The organism is Olsenella porci (assembly GCF_009695875.1).
GTDB classification, from domain to species: Bacteria; Actinomycetota; Coriobacteriia; order Coriobacteriales; family Atopobiaceae; genus Olsenella_H; species Olsenella_H porci.
This window is the reverse complement of the sequence record NZ_VUNC01000007.1, coordinates 40,505-56,614: the sequence shown is the minus strand read 5'-3', so window position 1 is coordinate 56,614 and position 16,110 is coordinate 40,505. Positions and strand designations below refer to the sequence as shown.

Genomic DNA, 16,110 nt, shown 5'->3' with positions numbered 1-16,110 from the left:
GGGCGTGGATATCAAAAGGCGATTAAGACCATAATGCTGATTATTGTCCAAGGAAAGGAGCTTCATGCCCTTCATGACGAGCATTGCCTCAAACGGCCTGACGGCAACCATTGACTCACGGGGCGCACAGCTCATGAGCCTCACCCGTGACGGCGGGGAGTGCCTGTGGCAGGGAGACGAGAGGTGGTGGCCCCGCAGGGCCCCCGTCCTCTTCCCCATCGTGGGCTCCCTGCGAGGTGACCGCGCGTCATCCTCGCAGGGAGAGGTGAGCCTGGAGCGCCACGGACTCGCCCGCAACAGGGAGTTCGAGCTGGTATCGAGCGACGACGGCTCCGCGAGGTTCCGGCTGTGCTCAGACGCACGGACGCGCGAGACGTACCCGTACGACTTCCGCCTCGAGCTCTCCTACTCGCTGGCAGACGGCGTCCTGACGCAGGCGTTTGATGTCACAAACACGGGGGACGTCCCTCTCCCCTTCGTCCTGGGGGGACACCCCGCCTTCAACGTCCCCCAGCCGCAGGGAAACGATGGCTTTGACTCCTACCGCCTGGAGTTTTCGCGCGCATGGACCTATGCGACCCCTCGCATCGACCCGTCGAGCGGACTCCTCGACTTCGAGGACCGTCTCCCGCTCCTTGACGGATCCGACACGCTGCGCCTGACCCACCGCACCTTCGACGTGGACACCCTGGTGTTCCAGGACGTTCCGGAGAGGTTCGTGCGCCTGGTGGGCGACGGCGGCCACGGGGTGGAGGTCTCGTTCGAGGGCTTCGACTACCTTGGGGTCTGGTCCGCCGCGGGGGATGCCCCGTTCGTCGCGCTCGAGCCGTGGACCGGTTGCGCAACGGCAATGGACGAGGACGACGTGTTTGAGCACAAGCGCGGGATGACGCTCCTCTCCCCCGGCCAGACCTTTGAGCGCTCGTTCCGCGTGCGCCCGTTCTAGGAGTCGACATGGAGATGAGACCCGCCGTGCGGGACGACCTGGACGCGTTGGCCAGCCTGTACGAGGGGGCACGCGACTTCATGCACCGCAACGGCAACCCGACCCAGTGGGCGGGGGAATATCCCTCAAAAAGCGACATCCTCGCAGACGTGCGCCGGGGAACGCTCTTTGTGTGCGAGAGCGAGGGAAAGATTGCCGGGTGCCTGTGCCTGCAGCCCGGACCCGATCCCGCCTACCTCAAGATAGAGGACGGGGAGTGGCTCGATGACGGGCCCTACTTTGTGATCCATCGACTTGCGGTACGCGAGCCCGGACAGGGGGTGGGAGGCTTCTGCCTGGACTGGGCGATGCAATCTGCCACGAGCCTGCGGGCAGACACCCACCGGGACAACGTGCCCATGCAGCGACTGCTCAAGAGCCGTGGGTTCGTTCACTGCGGAACCATCCACGTGAGTGACGGAAGTCCCCGCATGGCCTACCAGCTCGTGGTGGAAGGTGAGAGAGACGACGGTAGCTGGCTGTCATGGCTCCCCTGGAGGAGAAGAGGACTCTTGGGGTAGCGCGCCAAACCGCGCCTCCCCTTGCCAGGCGTCATGTAACGAAAGCGGGGCGCCTCGACTCATCGCCGAGACGCCCCGCTCCTTACCTTGTGACGGTGCTACTTGGAGAGCAGCGCCTCGACGTCGAGGGCGATCATGAGCTCCTCGTTGGTGGGAACCACGAGGACCTTCACCTTGGAGTCGTCGGTCGAGATGACACGGGGCTCGTCAGAGCGGACCTCGTTCTTCTTCTCGTCGATCTTGACACCAAGCCACTCCAGCTCCTTGGCGACGCCAAGGCGCATCTCGGCGGAGTTCTCGCCGATGCCGGCAGAGAAGGCCATCGTGTCAAAGCCGTGCATGGACTGGGCCATCTCGGCGATGAGCTGAGAGGTGCGGTAGTAGAACATCTCGAGCGCCATCTGGCAGTTCTTGTCACCCTTCTCGGCACCGGCCTCGATGTCGCGGGAGTCGGACGAGACGGCGGAGAGCGCGAGCAGGCCGGACTGCTTGTTCATCATGGTATCGACCTGGTCGATGGTGTAGCCGCCCTCGCGAACCAGGTAGCACACGGTGGCGGGGTCGATGGTGCCGCAGCGGGTACCCATGATCAGGCCATCGAGCGGGGTGAGGCCCATGGTGGTGTCCATGTCGTGCCCGTCCTTGATGGCGGAGAGGGACGCGCCGGAGCCAAGGTGGCAGCTCACAAGCTTGTGGACGTCACCCTTCAGGAACTCGTTGGTGGTCTTCCAGATGTAGCGGTGAGAGGTGCCGTGGGCGCCGTACTTGCGGATGTGCAGCTTGTCCACCACGTCGCGCGGGAGAGCGTAACGCCAAGCCTTCTCGGGCATGTTGTAGTGGAACGAGGTGTCTGCGACGATCACGTTGCCGATGGAGGGGAACATCTCGCGGCAAATCTGGATTACGTCCGCCTCCGCATAGTTGTGGAGCGGGGCGAGAGGAGCGACCTCGCGGACCCAGCCCAGGGTCTCGTCGGTTACGACCTTGGACTCGGGGAAGTACCAGCCACCCTGAACCACGCGGTGGCCGATGCCCTCAATCTTGTCGGTGTCAAAGCCGGCCTTGTCAAGGATCTCGAAGACGTGCTTGATGGCGGTCTTGTGATCCGGGAGGGCGACCTCGGTCTTCTGCTTCCCGCCGTCGTTCTCCTCGTGGCCGATGAAGGAGCCATCGATGCCGATGCGCTCACAGTTGCCCTTGGCGAAGACCTTGCCGGACTTGGTGTCGAGGAGCTGGTACTTCAGCGACGAGCTACCAGCGTTGATTACTAGGACGTTCATGCGACTCCTCTCGCGGGCACAAGGCCCGCATCCCTTCTCACCCAACTAACACAAGCGACCTCATCATAGCGATATGCCGCTACGTGAGGGTTCGTCGATGTCAGCGGGCGTCGAAGACCTCCTCCTGCGCGATGGTCGCGGCGAGCTCCACGCAACGGGGGCAGGGGCAGAGGACCTTGCCCGCCCCCACACCCTTGAGGTCGGCGCAGCGCACGGCCCCCGCCTCGCGGCAAAAGCGGTCAACGATGCGACGCGAGATCGCGTAGGTAGACGCCTTGCTGTTGGGACGCTCGAGGTTGCCCGTGCTGTTGGCGAGACCCGCCACCACGCACGCTCCACTCGCCGCCCCGCAGGTGCCCTGCATTCCGCCCATGCCAAGGCCAAGGCCCTCGGTTGCGCGGAAGAGGGTCTCCTCGTCGACGCCCAGTCGCTCCGCGAAGGCGCAGGCGACGGCTTGGGCACAGTTGTACCCGCGCTCGTGGCGCTCGGTCGCCCGTGCGGCCATCTCCTCGGCGGCACCCATGGCTACTCCTTGGGGAGGAGGCCCTCGCCGAGCCCCTCCCCGCCCAGGACGTGCAGGTGCAGGTGGTGGACCGTCTGACCGGCGGCATCACCTGTGTTGGCGATGACGCGGAACCCGCTCTCGCGGATGCCGGTCCTCTTGGCGACCTCGTCCACACCGTGGGCCAGGGCCGCGAGGGTCTCTGCAGGGACGTCGTCCACCAGGTTGTCGTAGTGGTCCTTGGGGACCACCAGGACGTGGACCGGCGCCTGTGGGTTCATGTCCCTGAACGCGCAGACCAGGTCGTCCTCGTACACGTAGTCTGACTCGATCTGGTGGTTGGCGATCTTGCAGAAGATGCAGTCGTCCTTGGTTGCCATGGGTCTCTCCCCTTCCTCTCGTTCCCGCTACTCGTCGATGAACGCCGTCGACGGCGCGGCGGTGGTGTCCGTGACCTGAGCGGACTCGGTGGTGTCGAGCAGCACCTGGACCTTCTGCTCGGCGTTGGCGAGACGCGCCCTCAGGCTCTTCAGGAGCTCTACCCCCCTGGCGTAGAGGGTCATGGACTCCTCAAGCTCGAGCTCGCCGCTCTCGAGCCTGCGGACGATCTGCTCCAGCTCGGTCGACGCCTCCTTGAAGCTCATTCCCTCGATGTCGGCGAACTGTGCGCCCGTCCCGTCCTTCTTCTCTTCCATCGCTATGCCTCCCTCGGGCTCGCGCCCGTCTTCTCGTCCCTGCTGACGCCCGTGACCTCCGCCTGAATGATGCCATCCGACACGAGCACGCCGATCGCATCGCCTGGCGAGACCTTGCCCACCTTGTCTACGACGTGCCCGTTGACGTCGCTCGCCACCGCATAGCCCCTCCCCAGGACCTTGAGGGGCGAGAGGGCGTCGAGCGTGGCGGCCGACCTCGTGACCTCCGCATGGAAGGGAACCAGCATCCTCCGCGCGGCAGTCGAGAGGCGAGAGGCGTCGGTGGCCAGCATCTCGCCCCTCCGCTGTAGGGTCCGGGGAATCGCATCGTGAAGCCGCTGCCCGGTCTGCTCGAGCTGCGCCTCGCGATCAAGCAGCATGCCTCGGGGGTCGGACAGGCAGCGCCTGGTCCCCATTGCGTCAACGGCGACCGCGCGCCGCCTGATCGACTCCCTCACCGAGTTGGTTGCGAGGAGGGCGAGGGTGTCGAGTCGCTGCACCTCTCCGGAGAGCTGCTTGCCCATGGCCTTGCCAAGGCGCTCCGCGCGCTCGGAGATCTTCCCCTCCACCTCGTCGAAGGCAGGCGCGACGGACTCCGCCGCAGCCGTAGGCGTTGAGCAGCGACGGTCTGCCACCATGTCGCAGATGCTTGTGTCCGGCTCGTGCCCGATGCCGGTGATGACCGGAACGGGACAAGCGGCGACGGCACGAGCGAGCGCCTCGTCGTTGAACGTCATGAGATCCTCGAACGAGCCTCCCCCGCGAACGAGCAGGATGGCATCGGGCCGCGCGGCGGCGGCGACCCCGAGCGCGCGGATGATGGTCTGCGGCGCACCTGGCCCCTGGACCATGCACCCCACAACCTGAATCTGGACGAGCGGGTTGCGCCTGGCGAGGGTTCGCTTGACGTCTTCTATGACGCTGCCCGAGAGCGACGTCACGACCGCCACGCGCACGCAGAATCGCGGAATGTGGCGTTTGCGGGCAGGGTCCATGAGCCCCTCGGCCTCGAGCTTGCGTGCGAGGGCGGCGACCTGCTGGCGCAGGAGCCCCTCCCCCGCCACCTCGAGCCTCGAGGCAATGAACGAGAGGCGACCGGTCCCCGCATAGACGCCGAACCTGCCCGTGAAGGTGACCTCCAGGCCGTCCCTCAGCCGAAACCCGCACCTGGCATAGGTCCCGCGCCACACGATGACGTCCATGGCGCTGCTGTCGTCCTTGATGGTGAAGTAACAGTGCCCGGAGCGCGCGTTTGGACCCCTGAACCCCGAGACCTCGCCGTTCACGACGATCTGCGGGATGGTGTCGACGGTCCCCTTGACCAGCTCGACGGCCTGCGAGACCGAGAGCGGCGCCTCCGATTCGCCCCTCTCCATGGCTAGTCCCTGTCCGTCTGACCGAGGAGGTACAGGAGCTGGAGCACCGAGACCAGCGCGGCGGCGACGTAGGTGAGCGCCGCGGCGGTGAGGACCTGGCGGGCACCGCGCTCGTCGATGCTGCCGCCCGCGCGGCCCAGATAGGCGACTGCCCTCCGCGAAGCGTCGATCTCGACGGGAAGCGTCACCAGCTGGAACAGGACCGAGAACGCAAAGAGCAGCACGCCGATGCGGACGAGCCCGACCGCGTTGATGAAGATGCCCACGATGAGAAGGATGCTCCACAGCTGCTGGGTCACGTTGACCACCGGCACGAGGGCGGTGCGGAACTTGCCGAAGGCGTAGCCCTTGGCGGTCTGGACCGCATGCCCCGCCTCGTGGCAGGCGACGGCCACGGAGGCGACCGAGGCTCCCTCGTAGTTCTCGCCCGAGAGGTGAAGACGGTTATCGCGTGGGTCGTAGTAGTCGCTCAGGTGGCCGGAGACGCGCGCGAGCCCGACGTTGGGGGCACCCTCGCTATCGAGCATCCTGCGCGCGACCTCAGCCCCCGTGCCGCCCGCGCTCGCGGGCACCTTGGACCACTTGCGATAGGTGGAGTTGATGTATGCCTGGGTCGCGCCGCCAAGGACGAGCGAGACGATGATGATGCCCCAATAGGCGAGCCCGGATCCGTAGAAGTAAATCATGTGGGTGCGTTCCTTCCTGTGCTGAACCCTGCCCCGCTTGTACCCCACTGGGGCGACGCCCTTCTCACACCCATGGTACGCCGGACCCCGGACACCAAATCCCCACCCTGTGGGATGGGGGACTCAGAGCAGCTCTATGCCGCCGTCCTTGATGGTGAGGCCAGTCTCGCCGGCGAGGAGGCGCTCGAGCTCGCAGCCAAGTAGGTCGTATCTCCACCCCGAGGAGAGGCTCGACGAGCCGGGGTCGTTCAGGAACTCGAGGAGGTCGTCGCGGGTCGCGATGAGCTGAGACGCGACGCCGCTCCTCTCGGAAACCAGGCGGAGCAGCGCGTACATGAGGTCGAGCACGCTCTCGGTCTGGGCGCCCGGGCGCTCGTGGCGACGGCGCTCGGGCAGCGAGTTGGGATTTGCCTCAAGGCCGCGCGCGATCGCGTCGACGGCAGCCTGCGCTTCGGCCCTCCCGAGCTGCTCCGTGCCGCGGATGCGGAGGAGCCGGTCGACGGTCCTGGGAGCCCTCTTGCAGGCCTCGAGCACCACCTCGTCGGTGAGGACCCACCTCCTGGGGAGGTTGCGCCTCTCCGCCACCCCCTCGCGCCAGGCGCAGAGCTCGCGCGCAACGGCAAGCTGCTTGCGCGTGAGTGACCCCGCCCGCCTGAGATGGAGGTAGGCCTCCCTTGGGTTGCGCTCGTAGCGGTCGGGACGCGTGAGATCCTCCATCTCGGGGAGCAGCCACGAGAGCCGGTCCCTCTCCACCAGCTGCGCCATCAGGGACTCGTAGACGGCAGGAAGGTACGTGACGTCGTCCTCCGCGTACCGAAGCTGCTCGGCGTCGAGGGGCCTGCGCGACCAGTCCGTGAGCGAGTCCGCCTTGGGCAGGTGAACGCCGCAGCAGGCCTCGACCAACGCACCGTACCCAATCTGGTTGCGATAGCCCACGAACGCCGCGGCGAGCTGAGTGTCAAACGACGGGGCGGGGACGAGCCCCATCGCATCGTTGATGACCTCCAGGTCCTGGCCGCACGCGTGGAAGACCTTCACGATCCTGGAGTCGCCCAGGAGCGCGACGAGTGGGCTCAGGTCCTTGATGAGGATGGGGTCTATTGCCGCGGACTCGTCCGCCGTGGCAACCTGAATGAGGCAGAGCTGGGGGTGATACGTGCGCTCCCGAATGAACTCGGTGTCGACTGCGAGGATGCCGGACCCCGACGCTCTTTCGCAGAAGGTGGCCAGCTGTTCCGCGTCACTTATGTACACGCGCCCTCGATTCTGGGTCAAAAATAGCTACCATGACATCTATGTGCGCCTTGGGCGCAACCTCATTATCATAACGAACCACATGGGAGGCAACGTGCGCACGCTCATCGTCCATAACCTCAAGTCGGGCTTTGGGTCAAACGCGGTCTTCGAATTCGAGCGGGCCCTGCTGCGCGATGGCGACGAGGTGACCCTGCGCGCGCTCCCCGAGGAGGGCGGCGCCCGCGAGGCGGTTTGCGATGCCGAGGACTTTGACCTCGTGGTGGTCTCGGGCGGCGACGGGACCGTGACCAACCTCCTCTTTGAGTTGAGGGACCGCGACGTGCTCACCTGCATCTTCCCCTCCGGCACGGCGAACCTGCTCTTCGCAAACCTCGGCAGCGCCCCGGAGCCGTCCGCAATCGCCCACGCCTGCCGCCTTGGCCGCTCGGTCCACACCGACCTGGGCGTCATGCGCTGGACCGACGAGGACGGCAGGCCCCGCGAGCACGGGTTTGGCATCATGGCGGGAACCGGCTTTGACGCGCAGCTCATGCGCGCGGCAGTCCCCAACAAGAAGAGCATGGGCGAGGCGGCCTACTTCGCAGCCGCCCTCTCCAACATCCACCCCGACATCATCCACTTCGACATCACGGTCGACGGCAGGCACTACGAGAGGGACGCCATCGCCTGCATCGTAGCCAACAACGCGATGATCCAGGGCGAGATCGAAGTCGTTCCCAATAGCACGATGACCGACGGCAAGCTGGACGTCATCCTCCTCGAGACCTCAGACGCCGTCCAGCTCCTCCGCCCCATCTTCGCGGGTATGGTCGACAAGTCGGGAAACTCCGTGGGACGTCCCTACCTGGAACAGTTCACGGGCGAGACGATCGAGGTCAACAGCTCTAAGCCCATCCCCATGCAGACGGATGGCGAGGTAATCCCCGGCCTCGTGAGCAGCTACGTCGCCCAAGTCATCCCAGCCGCCAACAAGCTCATTGTCGACCCCCTGAGCCGCTACGAGCCCGATGACGGAGGAACCGAGGGCTTCGGAGGCACCGAGACCGTCGCCTTCCCAGAGATCTAGGAGGTACCCCATGTACTCCTTCGACGCTCGCGTTCGCTACAGCGAGTGCGACGAGGACGCCAACCTCTCGCTCGTCTCGCTGGTCAACTACCTCCAGGACTGCTCCACCTTCCAGTCGCAGAACCTGGGGGTGGGGCTCGAGTTCATGCGCGAGCATCACTTCAGCTGGTTCATCTCCGCGTGGCAGATCGAGATAGACTCCCTCCCGCGATTCTTCGACCCAATAAGGGTGAGCACCTGGTGTCACACGCTGGGAAAGACCCAGGCGGGCAGGAACTTCACCATCTGCGACCCCTCGGGAAGTCCCTACGTGAGGGCGGACTCGCTGTGGTTCGTGTTCGACACCGAGCGCCGCAGGCCAATCAGGATTCCCGAGTCCGAGAGGATCTACGACGAGGGCGACGCGCCCCTGGACATGCCGCCCACGCAGAGGAGGCTCCCGGTCGAGGGGCCGTTCGTCCAGGCATCCGAGGTGACCATCTCCGAGCAGCACCTGGACACCAACCGCCACGTCAACAACGCCCAGTACATCATGCTGGCCCTTGACGCGCTCGCCGAGCTCGGCGAAGCCGTGAGCCCCAGGCGGATCTGCGTGCAGTACCGCCACATGGCCCTGCTCGGAGACACCGTGGTGCCAAGGGTGCACGAGGTCCAGGGCGGCCACACCGTGGAGCTCTCGTCCCCCACAGGTGACGACTACGCCGTGGTCCAGCTGCTCTCGCGGTGACGGACTCAGACGAAACGTGACTCAGGCGAGAGGCTCGGGAGTGATTTCGGTGAAGGTTACCAAGGCGGCATGCGCAATCATGGTGAGGGACGGCAGGGTCTTTGCCGCCCGCCGCGGACATGGCATGGACGGATGGGAGTTCCCCGGCGGCAAGGTCGAGGAGGGCGAGACGAGCGAGCAGGCCGTTGCCCGGGAGATTCGCGAGGAGCTGGGCGTTGACCTCTCCACCACGTGGTACCTGGACACCATCGAGTACGACTACCCCGACTTCCACCTGAGCATGGACGTGTTTGTGAGCGAGCTCGCCCCCGGAGAGGAGCCCAGGCTGCTCGAGCACCGCGAAGGCAGGTGGCTAGGTCGCGCGGAGCTGGGCGACGTGGACTGGCTCCCCGCCGACCTGAGCCTGATTGACAGGGTCGGCGCAATGTGGGACAGCATCTTCCAGCCCAGTCACCTGTAGCGCGTCTCCCCCTCGACGCGGCCATCACACGCCAATCACCCGGGGAGCGCGAAACTTGCTCTTGGGTATCATGGGAGCGTGAACACATGCGAGGAGGTATCCCATGAACGACCAGACACCAGCAGAGGGGGCACTGGCGACGCTCGACGCGCCCGCCCGCCCCATAGAGACGGCCTCGGCAACGACCTCGCCAGACAACGCAAACTCGGGTTCCAAACCCATTGTCATCGCCGTGGCGGGCCTGCTCGTGGCAATGCTCGTGTTCTCGTCGATCGCGAACGGCATCGGACACCTCGTCTCGCTCGCCTATGTCGCGTACTCAAACTCGCCTGACATCCAGGGTGGGGTCGACCCCTACTACTACCTTGACGACAATGGCGGCGACCAGCTGGAGCGGCTGGTGGAGGGTGGCGGCGACGCGCACGACGGCATCCAGGACGGGATCGACTGGTACATGTAGCGACGGGCCGTCGTCGTTGCAGGGTGACACCGGAGGGAGCGAAATGAGCAGGGCGGACGACATCTTCGTCGCAATGTGCAGGGACATCATCGAGAATGGGACCTCCAACGCCGGCCAGCGCGTGAGGCCGCACTGGGAGGACGGGACCCCCGCCTATACCATCAAGCGCTTTGGCGTCTGCAACCGTTATGACTTGCGGGAGGAGTTCCCCGCCATCACACTGAGGCGAACGGCGCTCAAGAGCTGCATGGACGAGGTCCTCTGGATCTACCAGCGCAAGTCCAGCAACATCCACGACCTCCACTCCCACATCTGGGACGAGTGGGCGGACGAGGACGGTTCCATCGGCAAGGCATACGGCTACCAGATCGGTCGAAAGAGCAGCTATCCCGAAGGTGAGTTCGACCAGATGGACCGCGTGCTCTACGACCTCAGGAACAATCCCTTCTCTCGCAGAATAATGACCAACACGTACAACTTCGACGACCTGTCGGAGATGAACCTGTATCCCTGCGCCTACAACGTGGTCTACAACGTGACCCAGGCCACGGGTGACGATCGCCCAACGCTCAACATGCTCCTCGTCCAGCGCAGCCAGGACGTCCTTGCCGCCAACAACTGGAACGTGTGCCAGTACGCCATCCTGCTCATGATGGTCGCCCAGGTGAGCGACATGGTTCCGGGCGAGCTCGTGCACATGATCTCGGACGCCCACATCTACGACCGCCACGTGGACGTGGTGAGGGAGCTCATCTCCCGGCCCACCTTCCCGGCACCCAAGGTCCGGCTCAATCCCAACGTGCGCGACTTTTACGACTTCACGACCGACGACCTGGTGGTTGAGGACTACCAGCACGGACCGCAGGTCAAGGACATCCCCATCGCCGTCTAGAAGGGCACAAGAGATGGATGCAATCGTCTCCGTCACCGACGACTGGGGCATTGGCCGCAATGGCAACCTCCTCGTACGAAACAGGGAGGACATGCGTCGCTTTGTGCGCCTGACGATGGGAGGCACCGTGCTGATGGGGCACTCGACTTTCCTCAGCTTCCCCGGAGGTCCCCTCAAGGGCAGGAGGAACGTCGTGCTCTCCAGGAACCCGAATCTCGTGATTCCCGGGGCGGAGGTGTTCAACAACGTCGATCAGGCGCTCGTGGCAACCTCGGGCGACGAGAAGGTGTGGCTCATAGGCGGCGAGAGCCTGTACCGTCAGCTCCTCCCCCGCTGCTCGCACGTCTATGTGACCCGCAACCACGTAGTCGTTCCCGCAGATGCCTGGTTCCCCAATCTTGACCGGGATCAGGCTTGGGTCGCAGGAGAGCCAGAGGGCTCGGGAACCACCACGGCGGGGGTCAGCTTCGACTTCGTCACATACGCTCGGGCAGGTGAGAGGGGCTAGCACCTGGCCCCAAGCCACATCCATCGGCATCGCCGCGACAGGCGCCACCCCCGTTGACCGGGGGTGGCGCCTTATTGTGCCGAGGCACGTCTCGCCAAATAGCACGGCAGACGAAGCTCTCCCCAATGGGAAAGGGAGGGAGCCGGAGCACGCTCCGACCCCCTCCCCCATGTATGCCCCTGGTGTGGGAACGCCTACTCGTAGTCGCCCACGTTGATCCAGCTGAGGAGGAACTCCTCGTTCTCCTTGCGGCCACGCGCGAGCTCCGCGGCGGCAACGACGGGCAGCCAGTAGTGGATGAGCTGCTTGGGGGTGTCCGTCTTGGTGGAGTAGAGGTCCAGGTACCTCTCGGCGAGGTCGTCGTCGCGACGCTTGAGAAGCAGGTAGGTCGTGGCAGCGTCGACCTCGGCGATGCCAGCGGTGACGTGCGCCCAGTCAACCAGGTAGAGCTGGTCGTCCTCGTCGCAGACGATGACATTGGACGGGACGAAGTCACCATGGCAGATGCTGGTGCCGGAGTGCATGCCGTCGACACGCATCTGCAGGTCGTAGCGCGTGGTGGGGTCGATCTGCTTGCAGGACCCGATCATGCGCGCGAGCTTGTCCTTCTGACGGTTAAGAAGGGGTGCCTCTGCCTCGTGGATCTCGGTCTGCAGATCGACGAACATGGCAAGGTACTTGTCTTCGTTAGCCTTGTCGTCGTCCATGAGCTGGCGGAGCGTGGTGCCCGGGATGTACCTGTTGGCGATTGCCCAGGAGCCCTTGTGGTCTCCCTCCTCCACGCGAGAGACCTCGAGAACCTCGCAGGAACGGACACCGGAGCCATTGACGCGGGCGATATTCAGCGCCTCGTTGAACACGTCGGCAGCGGGCTTCTCGGTGTTGAAGACCTTGACGACCCTCTCGCCGTCTTGATAGACGACCTTGTTTCCACGGCTGATGAGCTCGACCTTGCTATCCGAAAGCCTCATTGTTTGAGCCTCCTTGGTCTTGGTGCCTCGACGTTGTGACCAACTAGTCCTCGTAGGAGCTTGCGGGACGGCCGTAGTAGGCGTCGAGGTACAGCTCCTTCATCTCGCTCATGAGCGGGTAGCGCGGGTTGGTGCCAGTGCACTGGTCGTTGAAGGCCTGCTCGGTCATCGCGTCGAGCGTGTCGAGGAAGTACTTCTCGTCCACGTTGTACTCGGCAATGGTGTGCTTGACGCCCACGTGGTCGAACAGCTCGCGAATCTTGAGCAGGAACTTCTCGAAGACCTCCTTGTCGTCCTTGCCCGTGACCCCGCAGAAGCGCGCGGCATCGGCGTAGCGGTGCAGCGTCTTGGGATGGTCGTACTGGGGGAAGGTCCCCATGCGGGTGGGACGCTCGGCCGCGTTGTAGCGCATGACGCGGGTGAGGATGACAGCGTTGGCCAGGCCGTGCGGGATGTGGTGGAAGGCACCCAGCTTGTGGGCCATTGAGTGGTTGAGGCCGAGGAACGCGTTGGCGAAGGCGAGACCACCGAGGCAGGAGGCGTTGGCCATGTGGTCGCGGGCCTCGACGTCGTTGGGGTTGTCGAAGGCGCGGGGCAGGTACTCGAACACGAGCTTCATGCCCTGGAGCGCGAAGGAGTCCGTGTAGTCGGACGCCATCATCGAGACGTAGGCCTCAAGGCAGTGAGTGAGGACGTCGACGCCGGAGGCGGCGGTGAGGCCCCTGGGCTGGCTCATCATGTTGTCCGTGTCGACGATGGCCATGTTGGGCATGAGCTCGTAGTCAGTGATGGGCCATTTAACGCCGGTGGTCTTGTCGGTGATGATGGCGAACGGGGTGACCTCGGAGCCGGTGCCCGAGGAGGTCGGGATGGCGACGAAGAAGGCCTTCTTGCCCATCTTGGGGAAGGTGTAGACGCGCTTGCGGATGTCCATGAAGTCGGCGGACATGTCGTCGAACTTCTCGTCGGGGTTCTCGTACATGGACCACATGATCTTGCCGCAGTCCATGGCGGAGCCGCCGCCCATGGCGATGATGCAGTCGGGCTGGAAGGCATTCATCTGCTGCAGGCCCTCGAGCGCGGACTGGAGCGACGGGTCAGGCTCGACGTTCCAGAAGCTGGAGTGCACGATTCCCAGCTGGTCGAGCTTGTCCTCGATGGGCTTGGTGAAGCCGTGCATGTACAGGAACTGGTCCGTGACGATGAAGCAGCGCTGCTTGTGGTAGACGTCCTTGAGCTCGTTGAGGGCGACGGGCAGGCAGCCCTTCTTGAAGTAGACCTTCTCTGGGGTACGAAGCCACAGCATGTTCTCACGCCTCTCCGCCACGGACTTGATGTTGAGCAGGTTCTGGACGCCGACGTTGCCGCAGACGGAGTTGCCGCCGTAGAAGCCGCAGCCAAGCGTGAGCGATGGGGTGAGCATGAAGTTGTAGATGTCGCCGATGCCACCCTGGGCGGCAGGGGTGTTGATGAGGATGCGGCAGGTCTTCATCGCATTCTCGTGCTTCTCGAGCTTCTCCTTCTCGTTGACGTTGACGAAGAGGGAGCTGGTGTGGCCGCGGCCGCCATCGTTGACCAGGCGCGAGGCCTTGGCGATGGCGTCGTCGAAGTCTTTGGCGCGATACATGCCGAGGACGGTGGTGAGCTTCTCGTGCGCCCAGGGCTCGCTGGGCTCGACGGAGGTCACCTCGGCGATGAGGACCTTGGTGGCCCTGGGGACCTCGATGCCCGCCATCTCGGCGATCTTGGCGGCAGGCTGGCCAACGACCTTGGGGTTGACGCCACCGGACTTGGTAATGACCAGGTTGCCGACCGTGGGAATCTGGTCGCCCTGGAGGAAGTAGCATCCGCGACGCTCGAACTCGGCCTTGACCTCGTCGTAGACCTTGTCGAGCACGATCACGTTCTGCTCGGTGGCGCAGATCATGCCATAGTCGAAGGTCTTGGAGTGGATGATCGAGTTGACGGAGAGCTGGATGTCAGCCGAGTCGTCGATGATCGCGGGGTTGTTGCCGGGGCCGACGCCGACGGCGGGCTTGCCGGAGCTGTAGGCGGCGTTAACCATGCCGGGGCCACCGGTGGCCAGGATCACGTCGCAGGAGTGCATGAGCTCGTTGGTGAGCTCGAGCGACGGCTCCTCGATCCAGCTGATGATGTGCTTGGGCAGGCCCGCTGCCTCGGCGGCATCGCGGACGATGCGCGCGGCCTCGATGGTGCACTTCTTGGCACGGGGGTGCGGGCTGATGAGGATGGCGTTGCGCGTCTTGAGGCAGATCAGGCTCTTGAAGATCGAGGTGGAGGTGGGGTTGGTCGTGGGGATGACCGCGGCGACGATGCCGATGGGCTCCGCGATCTTCTTGAACCCGTAGGCCTTGTCCTCCTCGATCACACCGCAGGTCTTGGTGTTGCGGTAGGCGTTGTAGATATACTCCGCCGCAAAGTGGTTCTTGATGACCTTGTCCTCGACGAGGCCCATCCCCGTGTCCTCGACCGCCATCTTGGCGAGGGGAATGCGCGCCTTGTCGGCAGCCATCGCGGCAGCGAAGAAGATCTTGTCCACCTGCTCCTGCGTGAAGGTTGCGAACTCGGCCTGCGCGGCACGCATCTCCTTGATGCGAGCCTGCAGCGCCTCGACGCTGTCAATAACTGAAACCTGCTCGGGTGCGTCCATGTGGCCTCCAGTCGACCGGTTGGGACATGAGCTTGCGATTTCCCGCAATGCATGCACATATCATATCGCATGGGAATGTTCCCACGCTGGCTGAATGGCGATTTTATGAACGAGACGCAACGCAGTTCACCTGCGGTTTTGAAGTTGATCACATATCAGTGGTCAGGTTGTTTGACCCTCATTCGCCCAGCTGAAAAAGTTTGAGAGGACATACGTTCTGCATAGTGCTGGAATGTTTATCCATCATGAACTGGCAAGGAGGACTCAAGGGCGAGAAGCGCGTCGCGAACGTCTCCCCCGCCCCACTCCCAAAGGTCGAGGCGCAGCCAGGCCTCCCCAGCCTCACCCGACGGGAGGGCGAGGAACGCATTGCGACCGTCCCTCTCACATTCCTGGCGCATTGCCTCGACCCCGACGGAGGGGACGAGGTCCACGAGGGGGCCAAAGCCATCGAAGAGCAGGCTTGCGGCGACCTCATGGCTGGGGTCGGTCGGCAGCCCCGGATAACGGAGCCTTCGCACGCCAGGGTGGCAGGAGAGAAACGTTGCGACCACCTGCGCGAGGTCGTTCGCCCGCTTGCGACGCTCGTTATAGCCTGGGAGCGCCTCCGCCACGGCACGCTGCTCTTCCCCCGAGGCACCAGGCAAGAGGTCGAGCCGGTCGAGGAGGCCGGGGATGGAACGGGCGTCCCGCGACACGCTCACGGCGACAAGCCCGCACCCCCGGTCGTCAAAAACGTGGTCGAGACGCTCGAGCACGACGTGCCCGCCCCTCCTCCCCGGGGAAGACCCGAACGAGCTCGCCGTGGTGTTGTCCACCACGAGCACCTCGCCGCGCGCCCGGTACCCGGAGGCGAGCGCCCTCATGTCCGGCACCGTCACCGGGATGCCGCCCAGGCTCTCCACGGGCACGACCCCGGGGAGCCCGAGCCCATCGAGGAGCTCTCGCGTTTCCCCGCAACGAACGATGCGCGTCCTCTGCGCCCCGATGCGCTTTGAGAAGCCACGCTCCACCTCGCTTTGTGCAACCGTCATGTGACGCCCCCTCCCCAGA

At 64.6% G+C, this 16,110-nt stretch carries 18 protein-coding genes; 8 read left to right on the top strand and 10 right to left on the bottom strand.

Annotated elements, in window-relative coordinates; translation table 11 throughout:
• The first annotated feature begins 64 nt into the window (after nt 1–64).
• Nucleotides 65–946 carry an aldose 1-epimerase family protein gene (locus tag FYJ68_RS08610; protein ID WP_154435809.1) on the top strand — a complete coding sequence of 294 codons (882 nt, stop codon included), beginning with the start codon at nt 65–67 and terminating at the stop codon, nt 944–946.
• Nucleotides 947–954: 8 nt separating this feature from the next.
• Nucleotides 955–1,506, top strand: coding sequence for a GNAT family N-acetyltransferase (locus FYJ68_RS08605; protein ID WP_154435808.1), 552 nt, complete (start codon nt 955–957; stop codon nt 1,504–1,506).
• Nucleotides 1,507–1,604: 98 nt separating this feature from the next.
• Here FYJ68_RS08605 and FYJ68_RS08600 read toward each other — a convergent pair whose 3' ends face one another.
• From FYJ68_RS08600 to rnd, 7 genes are all read right to left on the bottom strand, one after another.
• Nucleotides 1,605–2,786 carry an acetate/propionate family kinase gene (locus tag FYJ68_RS08600; RefSeq protein ID WP_154435807.1) on the bottom strand — a complete coding sequence of 394 codons (1,182 nt, stop codon included), beginning with the start codon at nt 2,784–2,786 and terminating at the stop codon, nt 1,605–1,607.
• 100 nt (nt 2,787–2,886) lie between these two features.
• Nucleotides 2,887–3,309, bottom strand: a complete 423-nt coding sequence (locus FYJ68_RS08595; RefSeq protein WP_154435806.1) for a C-GCAxxG-C-C family protein — start codon at nt 3,307–3,309, stop codon at nt 2,887–2,889.
• A gap of 2 nt (nt 3,310–3,311) precedes the next feature.
• Nucleotides 3,312–3,668 (bottom strand): HIT domain-containing protein, encoded by a 357-nt coding sequence (locus FYJ68_RS08590; protein ID WP_154435805.1) that lies wholly within the window; start codon nt 3,666–3,668, stop codon nt 3,312–3,314.
• Between the two features lie 27 nt (nt 3,669–3,695).
• A complete protein-coding gene (gene xseB, locus FYJ68_RS08585; RefSeq protein ID WP_154435804.1) occupies nt 3,696–3,983 on the bottom strand; it encodes an exodeoxyribonuclease VII small subunit in 288 nt (95 codons plus the stop codon).
• Between the two features lie 2 nt (nt 3,984–3,985).
• Entirely contained in the window at nt 3,986–5,359 is a 1,374-nt protein-coding gene (xseA, locus tag FYJ68_RS08580) for an exodeoxyribonuclease VII large subunit (RefSeq protein ID WP_154435803.1), read from the bottom strand.
• Nucleotides 5,360–5,361: 2 nt separating this feature from the next.
• Nucleotides 5,362–6,045, bottom strand: a complete 684-nt coding sequence (locus FYJ68_RS08575; protein ID WP_154435802.1) for a zinc metallopeptidase — start codon at nt 6,043–6,045, stop codon at nt 5,362–5,364.
• Between the two features lie 123 nt (nt 6,046–6,168).
• A complete protein-coding gene (rnd, locus tag FYJ68_RS08570) occupies nt 6,169–7,299 on the bottom strand; it encodes a ribonuclease D (protein ID WP_326832292.1) in 1,131 nt (376 codons plus the stop codon).
• A 94-nt stretch (nt 7,300–7,393) separates the two neighbouring features.
• Here rnd and FYJ68_RS08565 point away from each other — a divergent pair, with 94 nt between their 5' ends.
• The 6 genes from FYJ68_RS08565 to FYJ68_RS08540 all read left to right on the top strand — a co-directional run bounded on the left by FYJ68_RS08565 (nt 7,394) and on the right by FYJ68_RS08540 (nt 11,415).
• Nucleotides 7,394–8,368, top strand: a complete 975-nt coding sequence (locus FYJ68_RS08565; RefSeq protein ID WP_326832291.1) for a diacylglycerol/lipid kinase family protein — start codon at nt 7,394–7,396, stop codon at nt 8,366–8,368.
• Nucleotides 8,369–8,378: 10 nt separating this feature from the next.
• Nucleotides 8,379–9,095, top strand: coding sequence for an acyl-[acyl-carrier-protein] thioesterase (locus FYJ68_RS08560; protein WP_154435799.1), 717 nt, complete (start codon nt 8,379–8,381; stop codon nt 9,093–9,095).
• A gap of 49 nt (nt 9,096–9,144) precedes the next feature.
• Nucleotides 9,145–9,555, top strand: coding sequence for a (deoxy)nucleoside triphosphate pyrophosphohydrolase (locus FYJ68_RS08555; RefSeq protein WP_326832290.1), 411 nt, complete (start codon nt 9,145–9,147; stop codon nt 9,553–9,555).
• Between the two features lie 103 nt (nt 9,556–9,658).
• Nucleotides 9,659–10,015 (top strand): hypothetical protein, encoded by a 357-nt coding sequence (locus tag FYJ68_RS08550; protein ID WP_154435798.1) that lies wholly within the window; start codon nt 9,659–9,661, stop codon nt 10,013–10,015.
• Between the two features lie 43 nt (nt 10,016–10,058).
• Nucleotides 10,059–10,907 (top strand): thymidylate synthase, encoded by an 849-nt coding sequence (gene thyA, locus FYJ68_RS08545; RefSeq protein WP_154435797.1) that lies wholly within the window; start codon nt 10,059–10,061, stop codon nt 10,905–10,907.
• Between the two features lie 13 nt (nt 10,908–10,920).
• Entirely contained in the window at nt 10,921–11,415 is a 495-nt protein-coding gene (locus FYJ68_RS08540; RefSeq protein WP_154435796.1) for a dihydrofolate reductase, read from the top strand.
• Nucleotides 11,416–11,609: 194 nt separating this feature from the next.
• Here the strand turns inward: FYJ68_RS08540 and FYJ68_RS08535 are convergent, their stop codons facing one another.
• The 3 genes from FYJ68_RS08535 to FYJ68_RS08525 form a co-directional block, all read right to left on the bottom strand.
• Nucleotides 11,610–12,386, bottom strand: coding sequence for a phosphotransferase family protein (locus tag FYJ68_RS08535; RefSeq protein WP_154435795.1), 777 nt, complete (start codon nt 12,384–12,386; stop codon nt 11,610–11,612).
• Nucleotides 12,387–12,429: 43 nt separating this feature from the next.
• Nucleotides 12,430–15,057, bottom strand: coding sequence for a bifunctional acetaldehyde-CoA/alcohol dehydrogenase (gene adhE / locus FYJ68_RS08530; protein ID WP_154435794.1), 2,628 nt, complete (start codon nt 15,055–15,057; stop codon nt 12,430–12,432).
• Nucleotides 15,058–15,293: 236 nt separating this feature from the next.
• Nucleotides 15,294–16,091, bottom strand: coding sequence for a PLP-dependent transferase (locus FYJ68_RS08525; protein ID WP_154435793.1), 798 nt, complete (start codon nt 16,089–16,091; stop codon nt 15,294–15,296).
• Nucleotides 16,092–16,110: the final 19 nt, after the last annotated feature.

Bases quoted from the DNA above. Each gene is read 5' to 3' on its own strand.
- xseA (WP_154435803.1), bottom strand. From the start codon at position 5,359: ATGGAGAGGGGCGAATCGGAGGCGCCGCTCTCGGTCTCGCAGGCCGTC.
- FYJ68_RS08610 (WP_154435809.1), top strand. From the start codon at position 65: ATGCCCTTCATGACGAGCATTGCCTCAAACGGCCTGACGGCAACCATT.
- FYJ68_RS08560 (WP_154435799.1), top strand. From the start codon at position 8,379: ATGTACTCCTTCGACGCTCGCGTTCGCTACAGCGAGTGCGACGAGGAC.
- FYJ68_RS08540 (WP_154435796.1), top strand. From the start codon at position 10,921: ATGGATGCAATCGTCTCCGTCACCGACGACTGGGGCATTGGCCGCAAT.
- adhE (WP_154435794.1), bottom strand. From the start codon at position 15,057: ATGGACGCACCCGAGCAGGTTTCAGTTATTGACAGCGTCGAGGCGCTG.
- FYJ68_RS08535 (WP_154435795.1), bottom strand. From the start codon at position 12,386: ATGAGGCTTTCGGATAGCAAGGTCGAGCTCATCAGCCGTGGAAACAAG.
- FYJ68_RS08575 (WP_154435802.1), bottom strand. From the start codon at position 6,045: ATGATTTACTTCTACGGATCCGGGCTCGCCTATTGGGGCATCATCATC.
- FYJ68_RS08595 (WP_154435806.1), bottom strand. From the start codon at position 3,309: ATGGGTGCCGCCGAGGAGATGGCCGCACGGGCGACCGAGCGCCACGAG.
- xseB (WP_154435804.1), bottom strand. From the start codon at position 3,983: ATGGAAGAGAAGAAGGACGGGACGGGCGCACAGTTCGCCGACATCGAG.
- FYJ68_RS08525 (WP_154435793.1), bottom strand. From the start codon at position 16,091: ATGACGGTTGCACAAAGCGAGGTGGAGCGTGGCTTCTCAAAGCGCATC.
- FYJ68_RS08590 (WP_154435805.1), bottom strand. From the start codon at position 3,668: ATGGCAACCAAGGACGACTGCATCTTCTGCAAGATCGCCAACCACCAG.
- FYJ68_RS08550 (WP_154435798.1), top strand. From the start codon at position 9,659: ATGAACGACCAGACACCAGCAGAGGGGGCACTGGCGACGCTCGACGCG.
- FYJ68_RS08600 (WP_154435807.1), bottom strand. From the start codon at position 2,786: ATGAACGTCCTAGTAATCAACGCTGGTAGCTCGTCGCTGAAGTACCAG.
- FYJ68_RS08605 (WP_154435808.1), top strand. From the start codon at position 955: ATGGAGATGAGACCCGCCGTGCGGGACGACCTGGACGCGTTGGCCAGC.
- thyA (WP_154435797.1), top strand. From the start codon at position 10,059: ATGAGCAGGGCGGACGACATCTTCGTCGCAATGTGCAGGGACATCATC.